21 protein-coding genes are annotated in these 22,779 nt (G+C 65.0%); 9 read left to right on the top strand and 12 right to left on the bottom strand.

Going from position 1 to position 22,779, the window contains the following annotated elements; genetic code table 11:
- Positions 1 to 91: 91 nt before the first annotated feature.
- Positions 92 to 1,033, bottom strand: coding sequence for an MBL fold metallo-hydrolase (locus llg_RS22745; RefSeq protein ID WP_338287381.1), 942 nt, complete (start codon positions 1,031 to 1,033; stop codon positions 92 to 94).
- A gap of 92 nt (positions 1,034 to 1,125) precedes the next feature.
- On the opposite strand from llg_RS22745, the gene llg_RS22750 reads away from it, so the two are divergent.
- Positions 1,126 to 1,569: a YiiD C-terminal domain-containing protein gene (locus tag llg_RS22750; protein WP_338287382.1), complete on the top strand. Its 444-nt coding sequence runs from the start codon at positions 1,126 to 1,128 to the stop codon at positions 1,567 to 1,569.
- A gap of 6 nt (positions 1,570 to 1,575) precedes the next feature.
- Here the strand turns inward: llg_RS22750 and llg_RS22755 are convergent, their stop codons facing one another.
- Complete coding sequence (locus llg_RS22755; RefSeq protein WP_338287383.1) at positions 1,576 to 1,956, bottom strand: hypothetical protein; 381 nt, start codon at positions 1,954 to 1,956, stop codon at positions 1,576 to 1,578.
- Between the two features lie 197 nt (positions 1,957 to 2,153).
- Between llg_RS22755 and llg_RS22760 the strand changes: the two genes are divergently transcribed.
- The 3 genes from llg_RS22760 to llg_RS22770 all read left to right on the top strand — a co-directional run bounded on the left by llg_RS22760 (position 2,154) and on the right by llg_RS22770 (position 8,564).
- On the top strand, positions 2,154 to 5,627 hold the full coding sequence (locus llg_RS22760) for a pyruvate carboxylase (RefSeq protein ID WP_338287384.1): 3,474 nt from the start codon (positions 2,154 to 2,156) through the stop codon (positions 5,625 to 5,627).
- Positions 5,628 to 5,889: 262 nt separating this feature from the next.
- Positions 5,890 to 7,911 carry a histidine kinase gene (locus llg_RS22765; protein WP_338287385.1) on the top strand — a complete coding sequence of 674 codons (2,022 nt, stop codon included), beginning with the start codon at positions 5,890 to 5,892 and terminating at the stop codon, positions 7,909 to 7,911.
- The gene (locus tag llg_RS22770; RefSeq protein WP_338287386.1) at positions 7,908 to 8,564 is read left to right on the top strand and encodes a response regulator transcription factor; all 657 of its coding nucleotides are present in this window, start codon (positions 7,908 to 7,910) and stop codon (positions 8,562 to 8,564) included. The genes llg_RS22765 and llg_RS22770 overlap by 4 nt, the downstream gene beginning before the upstream one ends.
- 60 nt (positions 8,565 to 8,624) lie before the next feature.
- Here the strand turns inward: llg_RS22770 and llg_RS22775 are convergent, their stop codons facing one another.
- Positions 8,625 to 9,800: an FAD-dependent monooxygenase gene (locus tag llg_RS22775; RefSeq protein ID WP_338287387.1), complete on the bottom strand. Its 1,176-nt coding sequence runs from the start codon at positions 9,798 to 9,800 to the stop codon at positions 8,625 to 8,627.
- Between the two features lie 115 nt (positions 9,801 to 9,915).
- On the opposite strand from llg_RS22775, the gene llg_RS22780 reads away from it, so the two are divergent.
- From llg_RS22780 to llg_RS22795, 4 genes are read left to right on the top strand one after another with little or no spacing between them, the layout of a single operon-like run.
- Positions 9,916 to 10,311, top strand: coding sequence for a metalloregulator ArsR/SmtB family transcription factor (locus tag llg_RS22780; protein WP_338287388.1), 396 nt, complete (start codon positions 9,916 to 9,918; stop codon positions 10,309 to 10,311).
- The gene (locus llg_RS22785) at positions 10,308 to 10,784 is read left to right on the top strand and encodes a DUF6428 family protein (protein ID WP_338287389.1); all 477 of its coding nucleotides are present in this window, start codon (positions 10,308 to 10,310) and stop codon (positions 10,782 to 10,784) included. Before llg_RS22780 ends, llg_RS22785 begins: the two co-directional genes overlap by 4 nt.
- Before the next feature lie 4 nt (positions 10,785 to 10,788).
- Positions 10,789 to 11,451, top strand: coding sequence for an aquaporin (locus llg_RS22790; protein WP_338287390.1), 663 nt, complete (start codon positions 10,789 to 10,791; stop codon positions 11,449 to 11,451).
- Positions 11,452 to 11,465: 14 nt separating this feature from the next.
- Positions 11,466 to 11,906: an arsenate reductase ArsC gene (locus tag llg_RS22795; protein WP_338287391.1), complete on the top strand. Its 441-nt coding sequence runs from the start codon at positions 11,466 to 11,468 to the stop codon at positions 11,904 to 11,906.
- Positions 11,907 to 12,109: 203 nt separating this feature from the next.
- On the opposite strand, the gene llg_RS22800 is transcribed toward llg_RS22795, so the two are convergent.
- From llg_RS22800 to llg_RS22840, 9 genes are all read right to left on the bottom strand, one after another.
- A complete protein-coding gene (locus llg_RS22800; protein WP_338287392.1) occupies positions 12,110 to 13,414 on the bottom strand; it encodes a DUF58 domain-containing protein in 1,305 nt (434 codons plus the stop codon).
- 81 nt (positions 13,415 to 13,495) lie between these two features.
- Entirely contained in the window at positions 13,496 to 14,473 is a 978-nt protein-coding gene (locus llg_RS22805) for a MoxR family ATPase (protein WP_338287393.1), read from the bottom strand.
- 37 nt (positions 14,474 to 14,510) lie between these two features.
- Complete coding sequence (locus llg_RS22810) at positions 14,511 to 15,656, bottom strand: DUF4350 domain-containing protein (RefSeq protein ID WP_338287394.1); 1,146 nt, start codon at positions 15,654 to 15,656, stop codon at positions 14,511 to 14,513.
- Positions 15,626 to 17,077 (bottom strand): hypothetical protein, encoded by a 1,452-nt coding sequence (locus tag llg_RS22815; protein ID WP_338287395.1) that lies wholly within the window; start codon positions 17,075 to 17,077, stop codon positions 15,626 to 15,628. The genes llg_RS22810 and llg_RS22815 overlap by 31 nt, the downstream gene beginning before the upstream one ends.
- Positions 17,067 to 18,053 (bottom strand): stage II sporulation protein M, encoded by a 987-nt coding sequence (locus llg_RS22820; protein WP_338287396.1) that lies wholly within the window; start codon positions 18,051 to 18,053, stop codon positions 17,067 to 17,069. Before llg_RS22820 ends, llg_RS22815 begins: the two co-directional genes overlap by 11 nt.
- Complete coding sequence (locus llg_RS22825; protein WP_338290187.1) at positions 18,050 to 18,802, bottom strand: RDD family protein; 753 nt, start codon at positions 18,800 to 18,802, stop codon at positions 18,050 to 18,052. Before llg_RS22825 ends, llg_RS22820 begins: the two co-directional genes overlap by 4 nt.
- Before the next feature lie 77 nt (positions 18,803 to 18,879).
- Positions 18,880 to 19,734 (bottom strand): NAD(+)/NADH kinase, encoded by an 855-nt coding sequence (locus tag llg_RS22830; protein ID WP_338287397.1) that lies wholly within the window; start codon positions 19,732 to 19,734, stop codon positions 18,880 to 18,882.
- Positions 19,735 to 19,807: 73 nt separating this feature from the next.
- Positions 19,808 to 21,343 carry a LamG-like jellyroll fold domain-containing protein gene (locus llg_RS22835; RefSeq protein ID WP_338287398.1) on the bottom strand — a complete coding sequence of 512 codons (1,536 nt, stop codon included), beginning with the start codon at positions 21,341 to 21,343 and terminating at the stop codon, positions 19,808 to 19,810.
- The gene (locus tag llg_RS22840) at positions 21,340 to 21,897 is read right to left on the bottom strand and encodes a sigma-70 family RNA polymerase sigma factor (RefSeq protein WP_338287399.1); all 558 of its coding nucleotides are present in this window, start codon (positions 21,895 to 21,897) and stop codon (positions 21,340 to 21,342) included. The genes llg_RS22835 and llg_RS22840 overlap by 4 nt, the downstream gene beginning before the upstream one ends.
- A 174-nt stretch (positions 21,898 to 22,071) precedes the next feature.
- Between llg_RS22840 and llg_RS22845 the strand changes: the two genes are divergently transcribed.
- On the top strand, positions 22,072 to 22,761 hold the full coding sequence (locus llg_RS22845) for a PEP-CTERM sorting domain-containing protein (protein ID WP_338287400.1): 690 nt from the start codon (positions 22,072 to 22,074) through the stop codon (positions 22,759 to 22,761).
- Positions 22,762 to 22,779: the final 18 nt, after the last annotated feature.

Below are 22,779 nucleotides of genomic sequence, written 5' to 3' on the forward strand. Positions count from 1 at the left end.
TGCGGCGCGCCAAGTCCCTGTTTTCCGACAACAGCTCCCGCCAGGCACTCGCCATTTCTTTCACCATATCGTGTAAAAACCGCGAATCCCGTCAGCCTGTCTCCACCGGCGCTCCGACCGGCACGGCGGAGAATGTGTCGATCCCCGCCGCTTCACACGCGACGCGCAACCGGGCCGGTGGCTCGGACATCGGTTCATCCGTGAGCCGGAACGTTCCCCAATGCATCGCCACCGCCCGCTGGCACCGGGATTCCTGGAAAATCTGCACCGCCTCCTCCGGCGTGATGTGGACGGACCGCATGATCACGCGCGGATTGTACGCGCCGATCGGGATCATCCCGAGATCGATCGGACCGAAGCGCTCTCCCACTTCCCGGAATGCCGGGCACCACGCGGTATCGCCCACGTGCCACAGTTTTTGCCCCGCGCCCTCGATCACCCAGCCGCACCAGTGCCCGCGGTTCCGATCCCATGGCGTGCGGGCGGTGAAATGCTGGGCCGGGGTGGCCGTGACTCGAACTCCGGGCGCGATCTCCACCGTTTCCCACCACGGCACCTCGGACACGCGATGGAATCCCCGCCGCCCCAGCCAGCCGGCATGACCATCCGCCACGATGAGCCGCGTGTCTTTCCCGAGCCCCCGCAAGGTCGGCAGATCGAGGTGATCATAGTGGCCGTGGGTCAGCAGCACGGCGTCGATCCGCGGCAGGTCGTCCGAGGCGCAGGGCACCGGCACCAACCGTTTCAGGGACGCGATCGGAAACGGCGCGCAGTGATCGGAAAACACCGGGTCGATCAGCAGGTTCAAGCCCGCTCCCTGCACGAGGAACGAGGCATGCCCGAGCCAGATCGCCCGCCAGCCAACCGCAGGCTGAGCGGCGATGGTTTCGCGGGCCAGCGGCTGCCACGGCGCGGGATCATCGCTGGCGTTTCCCGGCCACGGGGGTTCCGCGATTTTTCCGAACTTCCACTTCAGGATGTCCAGAAAGCTGTGGTCATCGTGCGACCAGGGATTGGAAAACCGGCGGCTCATGCAGGGGATAGCTTTCCCCATAGCACGGTCTATCCGGCCCGCCACTGGATTCGGAGGCTGGACGCCCCGCCATCCCGGATTCAGTTTGGCGCATGCACGAGGGCCTGCTGTTGGAGACGGAACGCTTCCTTCATGACCGCATCCCCCTGTCGAAGGCGATGGGGGTCCGGCTGGAGTCCTACGACGCGTCCGGCCTGACTCTGACTGCTCCTCTGGAAGCGAACCACAACCACCTCGGCACCGCCTTCGGGGGCAGTCTCGCCGCCGTCGCCACGCTCGCGGGCTACGCCCTGCTATGGCTGGAGCTGGATGACCGGGACAGCCACATCGTCATCCGCGCCAGCCGGATCTCCTACAAGCACCCGGTCGCGAGCGAACTGCGCGCCACCTGCCTGCATCCGGGTCCCGAGGCGATCACCCGCTTCAAGGCGCGCTTCGCCAAGGCGGGCAAAGCATCGATTCCACTCACGGTCGTCCTCGGTCCGGAAGATCGCCCGCAGGTTGAATTCGAGGGGACCTACGTGGCGATCCGCTGAGCGACCTCATTTCGCGCCGTCGCGCAGCACCCGGAGTTCCTCCGCCATCGCGGTGGTCAGGGTTTCGAGTTGTTGGAGATGCTCATTCGCCGAGCGGACGGCGAAGGCATGCCAGATGAAACCGGCGGCAAACAGAACGCCACCGAGGATGTGCCCGACCGGCTGGATCGTCATCGCCTTCACCGCCAATGTGTAGGCACCGGCACCGCGCATCAGGAAGAACCCGATGGAAATCACCGCCGCCAGTGTGGACAACAACGTGCCGGCCACCATCAGCCTCCATCCCCCTTTCTTGAAAGTCCCCATGGACAAAAGGCCGATCCACTGCGCGGCAAGAACCAGCAAGGAGGGCAGGAACATCACGATGTTGTACAGACCGGAACTCATTCCCATTCTCTAACATCCCCCGCCCCCTGCGGCCCAGTGGGATCGAAACCGGGATTTCCACCCGTTCCGGCGCCGTGTCCATCCAAGCCCAAATGCGCCATTTGCAAGCAACCCGCCCTCCCGTCGCATTCCGTGGTTGGATTGCCTTGGTTTTCCCCTTCCCTCCCCCGCTGCGCCCTTCGTAGAAACACAGCGTAATGCCTGAAAACGCCAATCGTCCCGCGAAGCTGCTGGCCGCGAACCGCGGCGAGATCGCCATCCGCATCTTCCGCGCCGCCAACGAACTCGGTCTGCGGACCGTCTCGATCTATGCCGAGGAGGACCGTTTCTCGATCCACCGCTTCAAGGCCGATGAGGCCTACGCGCTGAACCGCGAGAAGGGCCCGGTGGGCGCCTATCTGGACGTCGAGGGCATCGTGGCGCTGGCAAAATCGAAGGGCGTGACGATGATCCACCCGGGCTACGGCTTCCTTTCGGAAAACGCCGCTTTCGCCCGGGCCTGCGCACGCGAAGGCATCATCTTCATCGGCCCGTCCCCGGAGCTGCTGGAGAACATGGGCGACAAGACCGCGGCCCGCACCTTGGCCGCGAAATACAACGTCCCGACCCTGCCCGGCACCGAGGAACCGATCACCGATGCCGACGAGGCCTTCAAGGTGGCCCACGAGATCGGCTTTCCGCTGATCATCAAGGCGGCCTTCGGTGGCGGCGGCCGCGGCATGCGCGTGGTCGAGAAGGCCAGCCAACTCCAGGGCCTGCTCACGGAGGCCCAGAACGAGGCCCAGAACGCCTTCGGCAACCCCGCTGTCTTCCTCGAGCGCTACATTTCCCGCGCCAAGCACATCGAGGTGCAGATCCTCGGCGACCAGCACGGCAACGTGGTCCACCTCCACGAGCGCGATTGTTCCGTGCAGCGCCGCTACCAGAAGGTCGTGGAAATCGCGCCGTCCATCGGCCTCGATCCAGTGCTGCGGAAGGAGCTTTGCGACGCCGCCGTGACCCTCTCCCAGGGCATCGGCTACAACAACGCGGGCACCGTGGAGTTCCTCTACGACATGGACCGCAAGGACTGGTTCTTCATCGAGATGAACCCGCGCATCCAGGTGGAGCACACCGTGACCGAGTGCGTCACCGGCATCGACCTGGTGCGCTCGCAGATCCTCGTGGCCCAAGGGCACTCCCTTTTCGGAAACGAGATCGCCATCCCGCCTCAGGCCGAGATCCCGTGCAACGGCTACGCCATCCAGTGCCGCGTCACCACCGAGGACCCGGAGAAGAATTTCGCGCCGGACTACGGCCGTATCCTGAACTACCGCTCCGCCGCCGGCTTCGGCATCCGCCTCGACGCGGCCTCGGGTGACGCCGGTTCGGTGATCACGCCGTATTACGACTCGATGCTGGTGAAAGTCACCGCCATGGGCCGCAGCTTCGAAACCGCCTGCCAGCGCATGGACCGCGCGCTGCGAGAGTTCCGCATCCGCGGGGTGAAGACCAACATCCCGTTCCTGGAGAACGTCATCCGCGACGACACCTTCCGCACCGGCCAGGCCCACACCAAGCTGATCGACACCAAGACGGAACTCTTCCGCTTCAAGGCCAAGCGCGACCGCGCCACCAAGACGCTGTCCTACCTCTCCGACATCACCCTGAACGGCAACGCGGTGGCCAAGGGCTGGAAACCCGCCGCCATCCTGCCGCCCGCCCGCCTGCCGGACTCGATGATCATCGAGCACCACGCCGAGGTGCCGAAGGGCTCGCGTGACCTGCTGCTGGAACTGGGCCCCGAGAAATTCTCGCAGTGGATCCTCGATGAGAAGCGCCTGCTGATCACGGACACCACCCTGCGCGACGCCCACCAGTCGCTGATCGCCACCCGCATGCGCACCTTCGACATGCTGCGCGTGGCCGAGGCGATCGCCCATCGCACGCCGCAGCTCTTCTCGCTGGAGAACTGGGGCGGCGCGACCTTCGACACGGCGATGCGCTTCCTCAAGGAATGCCCGTGGGACCGCCTGCGCCGTCTGCGCGAAAAGGTGCCGAACATCTGCTTCCAGATGCTCTTCCGCGGTTCGAACGCCGTCGGCTACTCGAACTACCCGGACAACGTGGTGGCCGGATTCGTGAAACACGCCGCGGACAGCGGCATGGACATCTTCCGCATCTTCGACTCGCTCAATTTTCTCCCCAACATGGAGGTGGCGATGACCGCGGTGCGCGAGCACGGCAAATCGCTCTGCGAGGCCGCGATCTGCTACACCGGCGACATCCTCAACGAGAAGCGCGACAAGTTCAACCTGGCCTACTACATCGCCAAGGCCAAGGAGGTGGAGAAGATGGGCGCCCACATCCTGGCGATCAAGGACATGGCCGGCCTCTGCAAACCGCAGGCCGCCTACAACCTCGTCCACGCCCTCAAACAGGAGATCGGCATCCCGATCCACTTCCACACCCACGACACCTCCGGCCTCAACGCCGCCTCGGTGATCGCCGCCGCCAAGGCCGGGGCGGACATCGTGGATCTGGCCATCGCCTCGATGTCCGGCTCCACCTCGCAGCCGAACCTGAACTCGGTCTGCGCCGCCCTCGCCGGCAGCGAGCGTGACCCGGGTCTCGACGCGAACGCGCTCAACGAATTCTCCGACTACTGGGAGGAGGTGCTGGCCTTCTACAAGCCCTTCGACTCCGCCCCGCGCGCCGGCACCGCGGAGGTCTACGAGCACGAGATGCCCGGTGGCCAGTACACCAACCTGCGAGAGCAGGCCGTCGGCATGGGCCTCGGCCACCGCTGGCGCGAGATCGCCCGCACCTACGCGGACGTGAACCTGCTGTTCGGCGACATCGTGAAGGTCACCCCGTCCTCGAAGGTGGTGGGCGACATGGCGATGTTCCTGATCACCCGCGGCATCAAGGCGGCGGACGTCCCGAACCTGAAACCCGGCTCGATCGACTGGCCGGAAAGCGTCATCGACATGCTCTCCGGCGGCCTCGGCCAACCGGACGGCGGCTGGCCGGTAGAAGTCCAGAAGGTGGTGCTAGGCAACCGCAAGGCCACCACCAAGCGCCCCGGCGAGCTCGCCGAACCGGTCGATCTGGAAGCCACCCGTGCCGAGCTTTCCAAAAAAATCGGCCGCACGGCGGACGAGGACGACCTCTACTCGCATCTGATGTACCCGCAGGTGTTTGCCGAATTCCACGCCTTCCGCGGGAAATACGACAACCTCAGCGGCCTGCCGACCCCGGCGTTCTTCTACGGCCTACACATCGGCGAGGAGATCGAAATCGAAATCGACCCGGGTAAAACACTGATCATCAAGCTCATCTCCATCGGAGAAGCGGATGGAGAAGGCCGCCGCGCGCTCTTCTACGAGCTCAACGGCATGCCGCGCGAGAGCGTGGTGGCGGACAAGTCCCTCCAATCCGTGTCCAAGGCCGCCCGCGCCAAGGGCGATCCGTCCGATCCCGCCCAAGCCTGCGCCCCGATGCCCGGCATGGTCACCGAGGTCGCCGTCTCCCCGGGCCAGGAAGTGAAGGAGGGCGACAAGCTGGTGGTCCTGGAGGCCATGAAGATGCTCACCACTGTCAGCGCCAGCGCCGACGGAACCGTGAAGTCGGTGCTGATCCAAAAGGGCGACCAAGTCGACAGCGACGACCTGCTGGTCACCCTCGCTTGAGAGCGGGTGCCCGTGAGGCACCGGCCCTGAAATAATCTTCCGGCGCGTTGGCAACAACGCGCCGGTTTTCGTTTTATTCATTAAGTTTTCTTTACCTTTTGAATCTAAATGCGTTTCATTCTCATAAAGCATTAGTCGATGGATCGGGCGTGATTCCTGTCCAGAAAACGGATAGGATATCCGCGTCGGTGAAAATTTAAAAAAGATTGAACACTTTTTGAAATTTGATAATTTCCGACCGCTGTTCCCTGTGAAACCCCCAATGAAAAACCTCCTTTACCGGCGCCTCGTCGGTGGCGCCACGCTGGCCCTGATGGCGTGGCTCACCGCTCCTCCGGCGCGCGCCGTTGAAGAAACGCTGATCGCGAACCCGATCGGGCGGGTGGCGCGGATGTTCAATTCCCGGCTCGTGGAGTCGGAAGACCGCGTTTCGTGGATCCGGAAGCGTGTCGGTTCCTTGGCAGAAGCCCAGGAACACTCTCTCAAAGCCGCGGACGGCTGCCGCATGGCCCGCCTGACCGCCACTTCCCCCGATCCGGTGATCATTCTGGATCTGGGAAATGAATACCCGCTGGACTGGATTTACCTGGTCCCGGCCCAGCGGGAACCCGCTGAGCCTGAGGGCCTCTTCCCAAAGCGGTTCACCCTGGAAGCCTCGCAAGCGGCCGACTTCGCCAACAAGAAGGTCATCTACACCTCCGGTCCCACGGCGTTCCCCAATCCTGAGCTTTCCCCCGCGCGCTTCTCGGCCCGCGGTATTGCCGCCCGTTATGTGCGCCTCACCGTCCACGCCGGCCGGAACCGCGGCGTAGCCGACCTTTTCGCCCTTTCCGAACTCGTGGTGCTGTCCGGCACCCGGCCGGTTTCCTTCGGCAGCCACGTGGATGCCCCCGGCTCCCTGACGATTCCCGGCCTGTGGGCTCCGGAGTATCTCACCGATGGCCGCATGCCTCTCGGCATCTGGCAGTCGGGCGCCTGGAGCCCGAACCGCGGCGACCTCGTCGACGCCGCTAGCCCTACCGACGAGGTCTCGTGGTCGGTCGACCTCGGCCGGAAGATGCCGCTCGAGCGACTGGTGCTTTTTCCCTACGAAATCAGCGAGCTTTCCGAAGGGGCGGTGCTGCCGAGCCAGCTTTCCGTGTGGATCTCCGATGAGGCCGATGGCAGCAATGCCCGCAAGGTGGAAGGCATCGACACGTTGAAGAACGAACTCAGCGGCAAGATCCCCTTCGTCATCCCGCTTCAAAATCTCCAAGCCCGCTCGATCCGGATCACCGGCGACCGGGCATGGTCCATGGGCAGCCGCAATCTGCAGGGGCTCTCCGAAATCCAGGCTTGGTCCGAGGGCTCGAACGTGGTGCTTGGCAAGCCAATCACCCGTACCCACCAGGGCACCGCCACGGAGGTCGCGACCCTCACCGATGGCTTCGCCAGCATGCGTCAGATCATCGGCGTGGACGTGTGGTTGTCCCAGCTATGGGAGCGCCAGAACCTGGAACGCGAACTGGCTACACGGATCCCGATGTGCACGCAGATGGCCCAGGAAAGCGAGCTGAACGCCACCTGGGGCACCGCCGTCGCGCTCGGCCTGACCTTCCTCATCCCGGTGGTGATCGTCGAACGCCGCCGCCTGATTTCGAAGAACCAGCTCGACATGCTCCGCAAGCGCATCGCTTCGGACCTGCACGACGACATCGGCAGCAATCTCGGCAGCATCTCGCTGATCGCCCGCACCGCGAAGAAGGACCTCGTGCGCCTGCAGGGCCCCGAGGAGGTGCTGGAGGACCTCGGCGAGGTGGAATCCATCGCCCGGGAAAGCTCGCTCGCCATGCGCGACATCGTGTGGCTGCTGGAGCGCCGCCAGGACTCGATCGGCGACCTCGTGCAGCGCATGCGCGAAACCGCCGGGCGCCTGCTCCGGGAAGTCGACTACACCATCGAATGCCAGTCCACCAAGGTGGCCAGCAAGCTCACCCTCGATGCCAAGCGCCACCTGTTCCTCTTCTACAAGGAAGCGGTGCACAACATCGTGAAGCACTCCCGCGCCCGCAACGTCTCGATCCGCCTGGCGGACCAAGGCGAGCGGCTGGTGCTGGAAGTCCACGACGACGGCATCGGCCTGCCACCGGATGGCGACGCCCGCACCGGCACCGTCCACAAGCTCCAGGAACGCGCCCGCGTGCTGGAAGGCCAGCTTCACGTCGAGTCCGAATCCGGAGTCGGCACGCTTCTCCGCCTCGTCGTTCGACGGGCACACCTCATTGCTCGCCCCAACTTGTCATGAACGATACTTCCACCACCGTGACCCAAGTCTGGATTCTCGAAGATCATCAAGTGTTCGCCAAGCATGTCCGCCGCTTGCTTGCGGGCGAGCCTGACATCGATTGCCCGCACCATTTCTCCCACCCGGATGAGCTGTTCGAAAAACTCCGTTTCACCACGGAGCGCCCGGATGTGCTCCTGCTCGACCTCGGCCTGCCGGGCCGGGACGGGCTCCAGGTGCTGGATGAAATCCGCCAGGTGCTGCCCGAGCTGAAGGTGTTGATCCTGTCCGCCTTCGACGACCGTGAACGCGTCTACCGCGCCATCTGCAACGGTGCCTCCGGCTATCTCCTGAAGACGGCCGATCCGGATGAAATCCTCGGCGGCATCCGCGATGTGGTCCACGGGGCCTCCGCGCTCAGCGCACCGATCGCCAACATGATCCTCCAAGGCTTCGCCCGCTACGGCCCGGTCCAGAAGATCGAGCCCCTCACCACCCGTGAGGAGGAAGTCCTGCGTCTGCTGGTGAAGGGTTTCATCAAGAAGGAGATCGCCGACAACCTTGACATCTCCCAGCACACCGTGGACATGCACCTGCGCTCCGTTTACCGGAAGCTGCACGTCCGCACCCAGACCGAAGCCGTCTCGAAGGCCCTGCGCCAAGGCTTGGTCTGATCTGATTTTGTTCGCGTGATGTGGCGGCGCGGTTCCACCAGGAGCCGCGCCGTTTCACATTCACGGAATGACCGTGGGATCGTGGCGATGGAGCGGCGCGATTTGGTTCCGGAAGCCGGAGGATGGCAGGAGGCGGATGGCATGGTTCCGCAGCTTCCAGAGCCCCGGCGTTCCAAGCTGGGACACCCGCCCCATCCGCGCGGAGAGTTCCACCACCCGCCGGGTTCGGGCTCCACGACCGGCTTCATAGAGGCGGAAGGCGGTGGTGATGTCGGATTGGCTCGAAAGGCAGCGGGCGAAATAGAGAGCATCCTCCAAAGCCATTCCCCCACCTTGTCCAAGGTTCGGGGTAGAGGGGTGGGCGGCATCGCCCAACAGCGTGCAGGCACCGCGCCCCCAACGCCGGAGGACCGGACGGTCCCGGATGTCATGCAGGAGGATGCCGTCTTCCGGCGTGGCTTCGATGGCGGCGGCAACCCGGGGCTCCCAATCCGCGAAGGTCTCCAACAACGCCGGTCGATGCCGATCCGGACGATGGCCTGCGGCTGCATTGAGTGTGGCATACCAGTACACCATGCCGTCTCCACAGGGAGCGAGCCCGAAGCGCCGTCCCTCGCCCCAGGATTCGAAGAAAATCCCCTTCTCCACCGGCACCCGCGCCAAGCCTCGCCAGCAGACATAGCCCGCGTAACGGGCCGGACGCTCACCGTGGAGCCAAGCGCGCACCCGGGAATGAATCCCATCCGCTCCCACCACCGCGGGATGCCATGCGTCTTGTCCATTCTCAAACGTGAGCCGATAGCCACCACCCTCCTCCTGAATCCCGGAGAGAGCATGATCGGTTTTCAGACGCTCCGGTTGGACGGACGCCGCCAGACACCGGATCAGGTCCCCACGCGGCACGCACAAGGGACTCCCCCCGAAATCCGCCAGATTGGTCCGGCTCAACACCTCACCCTTCGGATTCCGGAGCTGGAGTTCCGTCAGCCCCGAACCACAGCGCAGCACCTCGGGCAAGATCCCGAGAGCCTCCAAAACCCGACCCGCATTCGCCCACAACGTGATGCCCGCCCCGGCATCAGTCAGGCGCGGAGCGGCCTCGTAAACCATGCACGGAATCCCCGATTGCACCAAGGCAACCGCGGTGGCCAAGCCACCAATTCCGCCGCCAACAATCGCCACTCCCGGCTCCCCCCTTGGATTCATCGCCATCACTGTGCCCGCCCCTATTTTCATCGACAAGCGGCCCCCGCCGACGGGTGACGATATTCATTCATCCCGGAGATGAGCCTTCCCCAGCCTCCGCGTCTTTGGGATTTACACAACGATTTTAATCGTTACGACTTTTCTCGTGACGGAGAACTTCGTTTCTATTTTCCAAGCGCTGGGTGACGAGACGCGATGGCGCATCGTCTCGCTGGTGAAGGATGAGGCGCTGTGCGTTTGCGAATTGGCGGACATCCTGGTGATGCCCCAGTCCTCCGTCTCCAGCCACGTGCAGATCCTGCGCAAGGCCGGGATGTTCGAAAGCGAACGCTGCGGGAAGTGGACCTACTTCCGGATCGAACCCCGGACCCGGGCACTGCTGGGCGATATCGCGAGGCACTTCCCCACCACTCCCGGTCCGCGATTGGAAGCGGATGCGGCACGCGCCGCCGCGCGCCTCGAAGTGCGGGCACAAAGCTGCTGCCGGGGACCCAAGGCTCTTCTCGGAAAAAGCTCCACCACCGACTGCTGCCAGCCATGACCCTCTCCGAACTCAAGGACCTGCTCGCCCATCATGGAGAGCGCCTCTTCCGGATCACCTTGCCAGGAGGGAAAGCGGTGCCGCTTTCGTTCCACGTCACCGAGGTGGGAAGGCTGCACAAGACCTTCCTCGATTGCGGGGGCAAACGCCGCGAATCGATCACCTGCCAGCTCCAGGTGTGGGTGGGGCCCGACTACGACCACCGGATCGAAACCGGAAAAATGGCCGCCATCCTGAACAAGGCCCGGGAGATCGTCCCCGATGGCTCGGTCCCGGTGGAGATCGAATACGAGGACCAGGTCATTTCCCAATACACCATCGCCCGCCACGAGTTGACCGGGGAAGCCGTGATCCTCCACTTGGAACACAAGCACACCGAGTGCCTCGCCCCTGAATTGTGCGGCCTGCCCGCCCTCGAACGCCTGCCGGCGATCGGAGGAAAACCCCATTGCGGTCCACGTGGCTGCTGCTGATCCCATGAAACGCCTGCTCGCCGAATTCCTCGGCACCTTCATCCTGCTCTTCGCAGGGACCGGGGCCATCGTGATCAACCAAGCCTCGGGAGGTGCCATCGGTCACCCGGGCATTGCCCTGGTGTTCGGCCTCGTGGTGCTGGCGATGATCCACACCTTCGGCGACGTCAGCGGGGCCCACTTGAATCCGGCGGTGTCGCTGGGATTTGCGGTGGCGGGGCGGTTTCCCTGGCGGGATCTCCCGGGTTACGTGGCAGCCCAGTTCGCCGGGGCTTTCGCCGCCAGCGGCCTGCTGAAGCTCTTGTTTCCGGCTTCTGCCACACTGGGCGCCACCCTGCCCGCGGGAAGCGGGACACAGAGCTTCATCCTCGAAATCGTCCTGACCGCCATCCTGATGCTGGTGATCCTCAGCGTTTCCACGGGCGCGAAGGAAAAAGGCATCACGGCGGGCATCGCCATCGGCTCGGTGATCGCGCTGGAAGCGATGTTCGCCGGACCGATCTGCGGGGCATCGATGAACCCCGCCCGGTCGCTGGCCCCGGCGCTGGTCAGCGGACATTTCGAACATCTCTGGCTCTATCCGGTGGCGACCGTCCTCGGCGCGTTGATCGCCATCCCTCTCTGCATCGGCGTCCGCGAGCCGGGTTGCTGCGGCGGCAAATGCTGAATCCTTTCCCACTCATGACCACCCCTCCCACCATCCTCGTCCTCTGCACCGGCAACAGTTGCCGTTCCCACCTCGCCGAAGGCATCCTGCGTCGCGCGCTGGGCGACCGCTACCGTGTGGCCAGCGCGGGCTCCAAGCCCGCCGGCTACGTGCATCCGCTGGCGATCCGCGCGCTGGACGAAATCGGCATCGATATCTCCGGCCACCGCTCGAAGCACCTCGAGGAATTCCTCCACGAGCCCATTGAAACCGTGATCACGGTGTGCGGGAATGCCGACCAAGCCTGTCCGATGTTCCCCGGGCAGGCAAACCGCCACCACTTCCCCTTCGACGATCCGGCCCACGCAACGGGCACCGAGGACGAGCAAATGGCGGTATTCCGACGGGTGCGGGATGAGATCCGCGCGGTCTTCGGCGCCTACGCTGCCGGACGGTTGGATGAAGGGAAAATTTGATATCTTTCCACCTCGAACCCACAACTTCCCGCGATTCCCTTCAACCTTGAAGGGGATGACCGCGGGCACCAGATCCCTTGCTTCCGATGCCCGCGGGCCCTTTGGGGGGCAGTGCTATCCCTTACGAGGAAGAGATTCTCATGATTCGGGCCTGATCACAACTCCGTGATCGCGTACAAACCGATGTCCGATTTTGTCACCGTTTACAAACGGGCCGCCGCCTTGATGTCGAGGTAGCGGTTCGCCAGGGAAATGGCGAGCTCTTGGGCGGTGGTGTCAAGAGTGAGAATCCCGCGCGCGCCCAACTCGGCGAGAACCTCGCGGCGCTCCGCCAGATAGCGGTCGGCCGCCGCGAAGCGCAGCGCATCTCCAAAGGAAGCCACGGGCAGCTCCTTGGCCTCGTCCACCGTGCGTTCGCGCAGGCTGGCGAGCAGGACAAGATGTCTGGACGAAAGCACCTGAAGGGCCGGGACCAGCTCCTTGCCATCCTCACCGCGGAGGTTGGTGAGCACCACCACCAGCGAACGACGCCGCTGGTGGGTCATCAGGGCCTCCACCGCGCCGGCGAAATCGCTGGGCTCGGGGGTGGTCTGGTAATCGTAGAGGTGGTTCAGCAGCACCGGCATGGCATGCAGCCCCTTGAGCGGCGGCAGCCAGCGCTGGGTGCCACCGAAGGACTGGACGCCGACATGATCGCCCTGACGAAGCGCCACGTGCGCCACCAGCAGCATGGCATTCAGGCAGTGATCGAACTGCGGGAGATCGCCATCCATGGCGCGCATGCGGCGGCCGGTATCCACGAGGAAGACCACGGATTGGTTACGCTGCTCCTGATAGGCCCGGCTGATGAGTGCCTGTTTCCGCGAGGTCGCCTTCCAATCGACCTGGGCGAGGGAATCGCCCTCGCGGTAGTCGCGGAGCTGTTGAAATTCACGGCTCGATCCAGGGCGCGAGCGGCGGACGATGCCCATCGGGTTCTCGCGGTTCTGCATGCCGAGCAGCGCCAACCGGACCACGGGTTCGTAGTTCGGATAGACCCTCACCGGCTCGGCGTCACCCACCCGATGGAGGCGCTTCCAGTAGCCCCAATCGGAGCGGACCAGCATCTGGATCGGGCCGAAAACCACCTCGCCACGCACCCCGACGGTCACGGGATGGAGGACCCGCATCTCCCGCCCCCCGGGCACCACTCCAGCCCACGGCATGGTGGGAGCCATGGCGGAGGTCGGGATGCCATCGAAGATCTCCAGATGCTGTTCCTTCCGGAGCGAATTCCGGAGGGTCAGTCTCACCTCCCCCGGCTCCCCCAACGCGAAGCGGCCCGGCAACCGCCTGGCGATCTCCACGGGCGGACGCGACCGGAGACGCAGGGCATCCACGAGCAGCACCAGCGCGATCACCCCGCCGATCGAAGCCCACGGCCACGCGACCACGGGAAACCACGACACCAGCAGTCCGGTGAGCCCCCAGACGAAGATGAGCCAGGTGGTGGTGGAAGTGGGACGCATTCGAAGAAAGCACTAAGCTCGAAATCCAAAATCCTAAACGGAAGAGGAAGATGCGGAAACGGAGACGAGGGAGAGGATGATTCAGGAACGCGGGGCGGGAACGGCGTCGATGATGCCGCGCAGGACCTCGTCAACTTCCTGGCCGCTGATCGCGACTTCCGGAGTGAGCTGGACGCGGTGGCGGAGCACCGGCAGGGCGGCGGATTTGATGTCATCCGGGATGACGAAGCCGCGCCCCTGCATGGCGGCGTAGGCCTTCGCCACGCGGACGAGGGCGATGGCTCCACGGGTGCCCGCCCCCAAAGCCACCTGCCGGGCGTCACGGGTGGCACGGGCGAGGGCCACGGCATAGCCGACGACCTCCGGAACGGCCTGGATGGAGGCGGTGGCAGCTTGGGCGGCGACAATGTCCTCCGGGCGGCACACGATCTGGATTGGCGCATTGGTGCCAGGGCTCTCGGATGCGGCACGGGCGACGATCTCGCGTTCGTCCATCTCACGCGGGTAATCGATGACCACCTTCATCAGGAAGCGGTCGAGCTGGGCTTCGGGCAGCGGATAGGTGCCCTCGTGCTCCACCGGGTTCTGGGTGGCGAGGGTCATGAAAGGCGGAGAGAGGGAGAGCGTCTCACCATCGATGGTGACCTGGCGCTCCTGCATCACCTCCAGCAGGGCGGCCTGGGTCTTGGCTGGGGCGCGGTTGATTTCATCGGCCAGCAGCAGGTTCGTGAAGACCGGGCCCTGCCGGAGCTGGAAAGTCTGGCTGCGCATGTCGAAGAGCCGGAAGCCGGTGACATCCGATGGCATCAGGTCGGGCGTGAACTGGATTCGGCCGGAATGCCCGCCGAAGGTGCGCGCGAGCGCGGACACCAGGGCGGTCTTCCCAAGGCCGGGCTTTCCTTCCAACAGCACGTGCCCACCGGCGAGCAGCGCGGCGATGACCTGATCGATCACCGTGTCCTGGCCGAGGATCACACGGGCGATCTCGGAACGGATGGCCGTGATGAGCGGAGGCGGTCCGGCGGGTTGCGGAGCGGCGGGATAGGCTTCGTCTGACATGGCGGGATGGAAGTGGAGAAGGTGGAGATGGAATCGTTCAATCGAGAGCCCGGCGGATGGCTTGGAGATCGGCGACGGTGCGGGTGAAAACGGCGGCATCGGCCGGGGCCGGCTCCGCAAGCGAGCGATGGGCGCGCTCGCGGCTGATGCCGGCGCGCTCGGCCAGCACCTGGAAAATGTCCGCGTCCTGGCGTCCGATGCGGACGAGGAGGCGATGAGCCTTTTCGATGATCTCCTCGCGGATCGGACCGAGCATGGTGGCCGCCTTGTCGAGACGCCACTGGAAGTCACCGAGGGCCTCGAGGTGGTGATCGTAGCCGCGCATGGGCGAAGGCGCCTCGGCAGCTTCGAGCGGGCCGAAGCGCGGCAGGTTCTTCCAGAGCCAGAAGGCGAGCACGATCGCACCGCCGAGCACGACCGCCCAGGCCCGGTCCCAAAGCAGCTTCCACAGCGAGAGGGTGGCCGCGCGGACGAAAACGATACTGCCCCGCGCCGGAGCCGCATCGGTAAGCGCCTTGAGCAGCTCGGCGTGCTGCTTCTCGTCAATCCAGCGATTTCGGAACAAACGCGCGTCGCAGACCACCGTCATCCGCCCCTGGCCCACGACCGCGGTGGCGAACTCACCGGAGGTGGCATTCAGCACCGAGACGTTCCAGCCGGAATCGGCTCCGGTTTCGTACTTTTTGCCACGAAACTGGACCGAAACGGGCGGCTTCACCGGGGACTTCGGAGAGGGCGGAATCCACGACGAATCCGACTCGATCGAGAACCCGTGCCAGCCCAGCAGTTTCTCAAACGCGGGATCGATGTGGGCATTCGAGTAGAGATCCCAATCGCTGGCGGCAGTGGAGTAGTCGACCAGACACACGAGGTGGCCGCCGTTCCGCATCCAGTTGTCCAGTTGGCGGGCGAAGGTTTCATTGGCGATGACATGCGCCGGCACAAACCAGACGGCTTCATCGGGTTCGGGCGGATGCCATGAGGTGATCAGGGACACCTCATGGCCGTAGCTTCCGAGGAAGCGCTCCGCGCCCAGCCAGGGATCGATCTCGGCCGCGCCCTTGTAGCCGCGCTCCTCTTCATGATACTTCGCGGGCGTGCAGGTGGTGAGAGCGACCGCCATAGCCAGCAGCAGGATCAGGTTCCGCAGGATCACGCGGACCGCCTTTCCACATAGGGCCATTGGCGGCATAGCGCCTCCACGGCGGAATCCGGCGGCAGGGTCTTGGCATAGGCCAGACCGATCCACACGCCGGTGAGATCCTGGAAATACGCAGGCTCGGTCGCGCCGCCCGCATCCCGGACCCGGCGCAGGCAATCGCCCTCGGTATCGGATTCGGCGATCTCGACACGGCCCGATTCGATGATGCGGGAAATCGCACCGCGGTAGAGCAAGGCGAGGGCCTCCTGGCGACGGCCCGCCATCCAGAGTTTCCACGCGCTGGTCGGGATGTCGTCCGGCAACGAATCACGGGTGACTTCCATGCCCATGACCACACGGGCGGAGGGGCGGAAATCGCCCCTTGCTCCCGGCAATCCACGGTTCATAAAGACATGCCGGAACGTCCACAGCAGCCACGCGATCCCGGCGATCAGCGCCGCCACCGCCACACCGGCCACAAGATAGCCGAAGCCACCCACGAGCCCCGCCAGCCAATTCGGCGGGGAGGAGGAAGAGGACGAGGAACTCGTCGAGGGATCGGGGTCGCGGACCTTGATCCTGCGGGTTTCGAAATCGGGATGCGATTTTACCTCTCGGATGACCTCGGAGGGCGGGCGCGGCGCGGCTTGGGCGGGCGCGGGAGAGAAACACAACAAGATCGCCAGCACCGCCGCGGCGGCACCGCCAAGACGGTTGGCCAGGCGCTTGAACGCGAGCTCCACATCCCAGCCCTCGATCCAACTACGGCTGTTCACGTAGAGACCGAAGCCCCCGCCGGTCACGAACACATCGCACAGCGACACCGAAAGCATGAGGCAGCCGACGATCATCCAGCAGGACGCAAGCGGCAGCAGGGCCAGGTTGCCCGCGGAAAGAGCCTGCCTCGCTTGGGTGTAGATGCCGTCCTGGCCTTCCGGCAGCAGCATCTGGAACAAGCCGATGAGCCCGAGCGCCAGCCACACGGCCATGAACGCGCCCCCGGCGGAGAGTCCGAAGGCCACGCTTTCGCCCCGGCGCAGGAGCAGGCGCGTCCGCTGGCGGCAGGTGGCGCCGCGGAGCCCTTCGAGATCCTCCACGGCCATCGTGATCGGTGCCCACGGCGAGAACCGGGCGAGCAGGAAGCGGTGAAAAAACCGCCGCCACCAGGCACGGGGAAGCTGGGGCCACACCTGCCGCCACACCGGCTTCTCGCCGAACAGGCGGCGGCTAAGTTCGAACAGGACCATGCGGGCCCCGGCGGGCCGCCACCACCAGAACAGGGCCACGAACCACCACGGATGGTTCCGGAGCAGGACGATGCCCACGACGGCGGGCACCAGCAGGGCCAGCCACCAGATGGACAGGCAGCGCCAGAACGCACGGCGCGCCATGGCGAACCCGAGGTCGACGGCCTCCCAATCGCTGCGGGGCCGGAGCTCGGCGGTCACATCTTCAAGCCGCATCCCCCGCCCTCCTTCCCGCGAAAAGGAAATACACGATGTGCAGCAGCCACAGCACCGCGCCGACGCTGTATTTCCACGCATATGCCGAGCCCGGCAGCCAGGTCAGGGGCTGGGCGGACCAGAAGCCTTCCAGCACCGCGGCGCAGGCGGTCATCACCGCGGCTCCGTAGATCAGTGGCATGGCCTTCTTGGTCGCCTCCACCAGGGCGCGCACCCGGGGCAAGCGACCGGGCCAGAGAATGGCGAGGCCCATGCGCATGCCCGCCATTCCGGAGATCACCATGCCGGTGAGCTCGAACGAGGAATGGCCCGCCACGAACGACCAGAACGCCTGGGGATTGCACACGGCATTGCAGTATCCAGCCGCGGCTCCGATGTGCAGGCCGTTGAAGAAGAGATAAAACAAGGTGCCAAGACCGGCGAGGATACCACCGGCGAAAATGCTGAAATCGATGCCGATGTTGTGCTGGATGTAGAAGCAGAACATCATGAAATCCGAGCCCATGCCCGGCCGGCCTTTGGCGAGCGGGCTATCGCCACCATACATCTCCTCCATCTGGGCCATGCCCTGGCTGCCGAGGATCGACTGGATCCACGTGAGGTCATGCTTCGCCACCCACACCAGCAGGAGAAAGGGAATCCAGAACACCGCGCTGCACAGCCAGAACAAGCGCCACTCCTTCCGCACGGTGGCGGGGAAGGTCACGGCGGCCATGCGCACGACGGACTCCCAGCCATGGCGGCGGGAGCGGTAGATCAGCTTGTAGCCGCGGATCACCAGCGCGTTGAGGCGCTCGCCAAGGCGGATGCCATACATGCGCGCCTGGACCAGCGAGTGATCGAGACACAACTCGCGGAACCTCTGCGGCAGACGTTCCACGCCGCCGATCTCCTGGCCGCGCTCCATGGCATCGACCAGTCGCTCGTATTCCGCCCAGCGGGCGGCATTGCGGTTTTCGAATTCGCCCGAGGTCATCGTTGGTCGCGTTTTTCCTGAAGCCAGTGGGCCATCGCCATCAGGCGGCCCACGCCGAGCGGACCTTTTCCGCCGCTGAGTTCGGAAGCGTGGTCCGCGATCTCGATCCGGCGCGCCTCGGACCACAGGCCGGCGCGGTCCCGGAAGATGGCGAGGGCGCGGACCTCATCGGCAGTGAGCAGCACGGGAGGCCGCACCGAGGCCATCGGCGGCGGAGCGGCGACCACCGGCTCGGGCGGGATGCGGTCGTAGACCACCACCGTCCCGGCGGCGAGATCGCCGAGGCGTTGGAAGCGTTTCGTGGCCAGACAACTGGCGAGCCCGAAACCATAGGTGACAAACGGAACGCCGGGAAAGGGCGCGGGGATGCAATCCACAAACCGGAGGAAATTCCGGATGATCGCCTGACCGACCGTGATGGGAGCCCCGGAAGTCTGCACCACGCGGAGTCCCATCGCCCGTTTGCCCGGGGTGGCACCGCGTTTCCCGGCCTCGAAAATCACCGGATACCACCACTGGAGCACGAACCAGAACAGGAGCCAAAGCCCACCGGCCACACTACCACCGATCGCCATGCCGGCGATGCCGAGCACGATCGCGACCACGACGACACATCCGACCTGGATGAGGAGATCGACGAAGAAGGCCCCGGCACGCAGGAACGGCCCGGCAATGCGAAGACGTATCTCCACCCCCTCGGCCAGTTCCACCGATTGCAGGGTATCGAGTCTCTCCTCCGTCACTTCCATCAACGCTGCCAAGTTAGAGGCTGGGCCCTCCACGTAAAGCGTCTTTCCATGCCGCTCCGGGTCATGGAATCAGGCGCTCAAACCCCGGCCCACTTCAGTTTCTGGCGCAGGGCCTCGTAGAACGAGCGGCCCTCCAGCCTCAGCAGGTGGAACCCGTGGGGGGCCTTCCGGACGATGATCCGGGTGCCGGTGGAGATCTGCACGGTTTCCCGGCCATCCACGGTGAACAGCATCGGCCCCTCTTCTTTCCGTTCCGGCGAGAGCACGATCTCGACCTCGTCGGAAAGCACCAGCGAGCGCTGGCTGAGGCTGTGGGGACAGATCGGGGTGATCAGGAACACCTTCGCGGCGGGCTCGATGAGCGGACCACCGGCCGAAAGCGAGTAGGCCGTCGAGCCAGTCGGGGTGGCGACGATCAGGCCGTCCGCGCGGTAGTGGTTGAGCACCTCGCCATCGACACTGGCGAGCAGCGAGACCAGACGACCCGTCTGGCCGCGGGCGAGGGTGATTTCATTGAGCGCGTAGAACGGGTCCATCGGCTCACCGTTGTCACACACGCGGGCTTCGAGCAGGGTGCGGCGACTGGTGCGGTATTTTCCGGTGGCCAGGGAGGAGGCGAAAAGCTCGAGCTCGTCATCGGTACAGCTCGTCAGGAACCCGAGGGTGCCGATGTTGATGCCGGCGACGGGTTTTTCGAACACGCCGAGGCGGGCCACCGCGTGGAGCATGGTACCATCGCCGCCGAGCACCGCGGCAAAATCGACTTCCTTCTGGAAATCGCGTCCGGCCACCCCGCCGGGCTCGCCGACCCACTCGGCGGTCACGGCCTCGAGCACCGATTCAATGCCGTGGCGGGCCAATGCTTCGCGCAATTCTCCGATCACCCTGCGGGCATCGGACTTCTGGGGATTGGCAAGGATGCCGACTTTCACCGCGGGAAGGCTAACAGGAGCGGAGCCCCGCGGCAAACGAATCATCCGCGTCCCCGAAAGGCCGTTCGGAAGGTCATTTCCGCGGGGTTTCGTCGCGGTTTTGGCCGAGAATCGCTTCTTCCGGCAGGACCCCGGCGTAGATCCGGACATCCTCGATCCAGCCGTTGAAACTACGGGAGGGCCAATCCTCACGGAAATAGCCGATGGCCAGCGGCTGGCCATTGGCCCCGGTGGCGGTTTCCGGTTCACGGGACTGGCCGCCCGGAGATTGGAAATCCTGGTAGCGGATGGCGGTCGACGCCCCGTCGACATGGATGCTGACGTCCGGATGACCGTCGGCTTTCATGCGCCCGGTGTAGGTCATGGCGCAGTGGTGCCACTGCCCGTCATTGACCGCCACGGCGGAGTCATAGCCATGCCAGCCGAAGGAAATGCGGGGGTAGGCCGGCATGCCGGGGCGCTCTTGGGCGAGGAGGATCTTCCACTTTCCGTTCGGCACCTTCGGATTGCCCCAGCCGAGGATCGCGGGGAGCTGGGACAAGTTGGCGGAAGGATCGGCCTTCAGCCAGAAGGTGACGGTGCGCGGGGCATTTCCGGCGATGGCGGGCCAATTGGTCTGCACACGGTCCTGGTGGCCTTGGAAGCGCAGGGCGCTTCCCGCATGGCCGGGCACCACCAGCGGCGGATCGCCCTGCGGCACCAGACTCGCGGAAATATCCGCGATCTCCGGATGATCCCCCGTCACCTTGACCGCTCCACCGGAAGCGGCGGCGAAGTCGAAACGGACCATCGGCAGGCTGTCCGGCAGCACCCGCGGAAAATGATCGGGTCGCGATGGAATGGAGGCGAGCAGGCCGGTGGAGCCGATCGTGCGGGCCTCGCCGCCATGCAGGATCACCTGATCCGCAGACCGTTTCCGGTTCCTCACCTCCACCGTGCCGGAGAACACGTGGACCTCGTCCATGGCATCCGGATCGGAAACGACGCCGAAATCGGTGCCCATGTCCACCGCCTCAAGCTCCGGGGTATTCACGCGGAAGCCGTGGTCCTTCGGCGCGACGAGGCACCAGATGACCCCGCGTTCCAGATTCAACTCGCCCTTCTTCACGAGGGTCAGCTCGGCGGGCCCTTGCACCAGGGCCTTGGTGCCATTGGGAAAGGTGAGCTCGGCATTCCCTTGGGCGAGGCTGAGACGGGAGCCGGGCACCATCCGGCCATCGGACTGGTCCGCGCCGGTTGGATCCCGAAGCGACGACAGCGTGTAGGGTGAAAGTTTCACGGTGGCGCTGGAGGCACCGCCGGAACCGACGATCGAGCGGAACACCAGCAACTGGGCCACGATCACGATCCCCGCGGCGATGGCAGCGATCCGCCAGGTGCGCCAACGCTCCTTCCGCAACCGCCAGGCGGTGACCAAACGGTGGTCGGGGCCGGGCTGCGGCCGGGCGAGGCGGAACTCCAGAGCCTGCTGCAAACCGGCATAGGAAAGATACAGGCGGCGCGCCTGCGGATCGTGCTTCAGGATCTCCTGAAGCTCGCGGGCCCGCTCTTCCTCCAACGTGCCGTCGAGCAAACGCTGGATCGCCTCTTCAAGTTCCCGCGATTTCACGGATGCACCCCTTTCTCCACGAGCGTCTCCTCGATGCAGCGGCGCAACAAGGACCGCAGCCGGAACAAGGTCACGGAGAGGCCGGACACGCTGCGTTTGTGGGCGGCCGCGTATTCCAGGAGGCTCTTGCCGTTCTGATAGCGGTGCTCCAGCAACTGCCGGTCCTCCGGACGCACCTTCGACAGGCAATGCTCCAAGGCCTCCAAGCGCGAGAACGCTGGCACGATGGCCGACGACGCATCCTCGGCGAGGCGTTCCAGAACCTCCTCATCGAACACGAACAACGGCCTGCGGCTCATCGATTTCAAATGCCCCTTCACCTCGAACCGGGCCACGGTGAAGGCCCAGGCCCGGAAATTGGTGCCGGGCTCGAAGGTTTCCCGCTTCGCCCAGAGTACGACATTGGTCTTCTGCAGGACATCGGCCACGTCCGGGTGACCGGGCATCAGCGCCAGCAGGAAGGTCCACAGCTCCGCCTGGAGATTCGTCAGCAACGCGACGAACTCCTCCGAGGGAACCGGATGGCAGGAATCGGTGTCAGTCACAGGGGCCATCGTTCTTCACGACCGGAAAGCCCCGGATCTTAACCTGAAATCCGGAAAAAAGTCCGCTCCACCGCGAAAAATTTCCACACCGGGATTCCACGTTAAGGAACCGGTGGCGGCGGCTGTGTTCATGGACGCCCCGCAGCAGAAGAGCGGGCGCTTCCCCCGCATTGCAAAAACACCATGAACATCCATTCCTTGATCGTCACCGGCCTGCTGGCCGCGGCCTCCACCGTCCACGGCGCGACCGTGCTGGTCGACTTCGCTTCTGTCGGAGGTTCCTCCCCGACCTTCCCCACCGGGGATACCAACGGCAACGCCTGGACCACCATCTCCGCGGCGGGTACCGCCGCCAATCTGGTGGACACCACGAACGCTGGCAGCGGCATTTCGCTCAACGTCACCTTCTCCCCCACCTCCACCGGCTTCGGGGGCGCGGCGTTCAACAACACCGACCCCGGCACCACGGTTCCGGGCCTGCTCAACCAAGGGTTCGCGACCGGCGATGGCGTCTTCGCCAACAACGGCACCACCGGCTTCGTGACCCTGTCCCTCACCGGGCTGGCCGCGAACTCCTCCTACGCGATCACCGTCTACGGCGGACGCAACACCTCGTGGACGAGCGGCAGCGCGGCGATCCAGTCCGGCGACGGGACGAGCACCTTGGGCACCTACGGCAACCGCCAGAGCCTCACTTTCACCATCCTCGCGGACAATACCGGTGCCGCCTCCTTCCGGTTCACCGAGCAGGGCGGCACCAACACCGCGGACTCCGCCACGCTCAATGCGATGAGCATCACGGCGGTGCCGGAACCGTCCGCCGCATTGCTCGGTTCCCTGGCCGTCCTGGGCCTGTTGCGCCGTCGTCGTTGATCCCGACACCCACCACTT

This window comes from Luteolibacter sp. LG18, assembly GCF_036322585.1.
Taxonomy (GTDB): Bacteria; Verrucomicrobiota; Verrucomicrobiia; order Verrucomicrobiales; family Akkermansiaceae; genus Luteolibacter.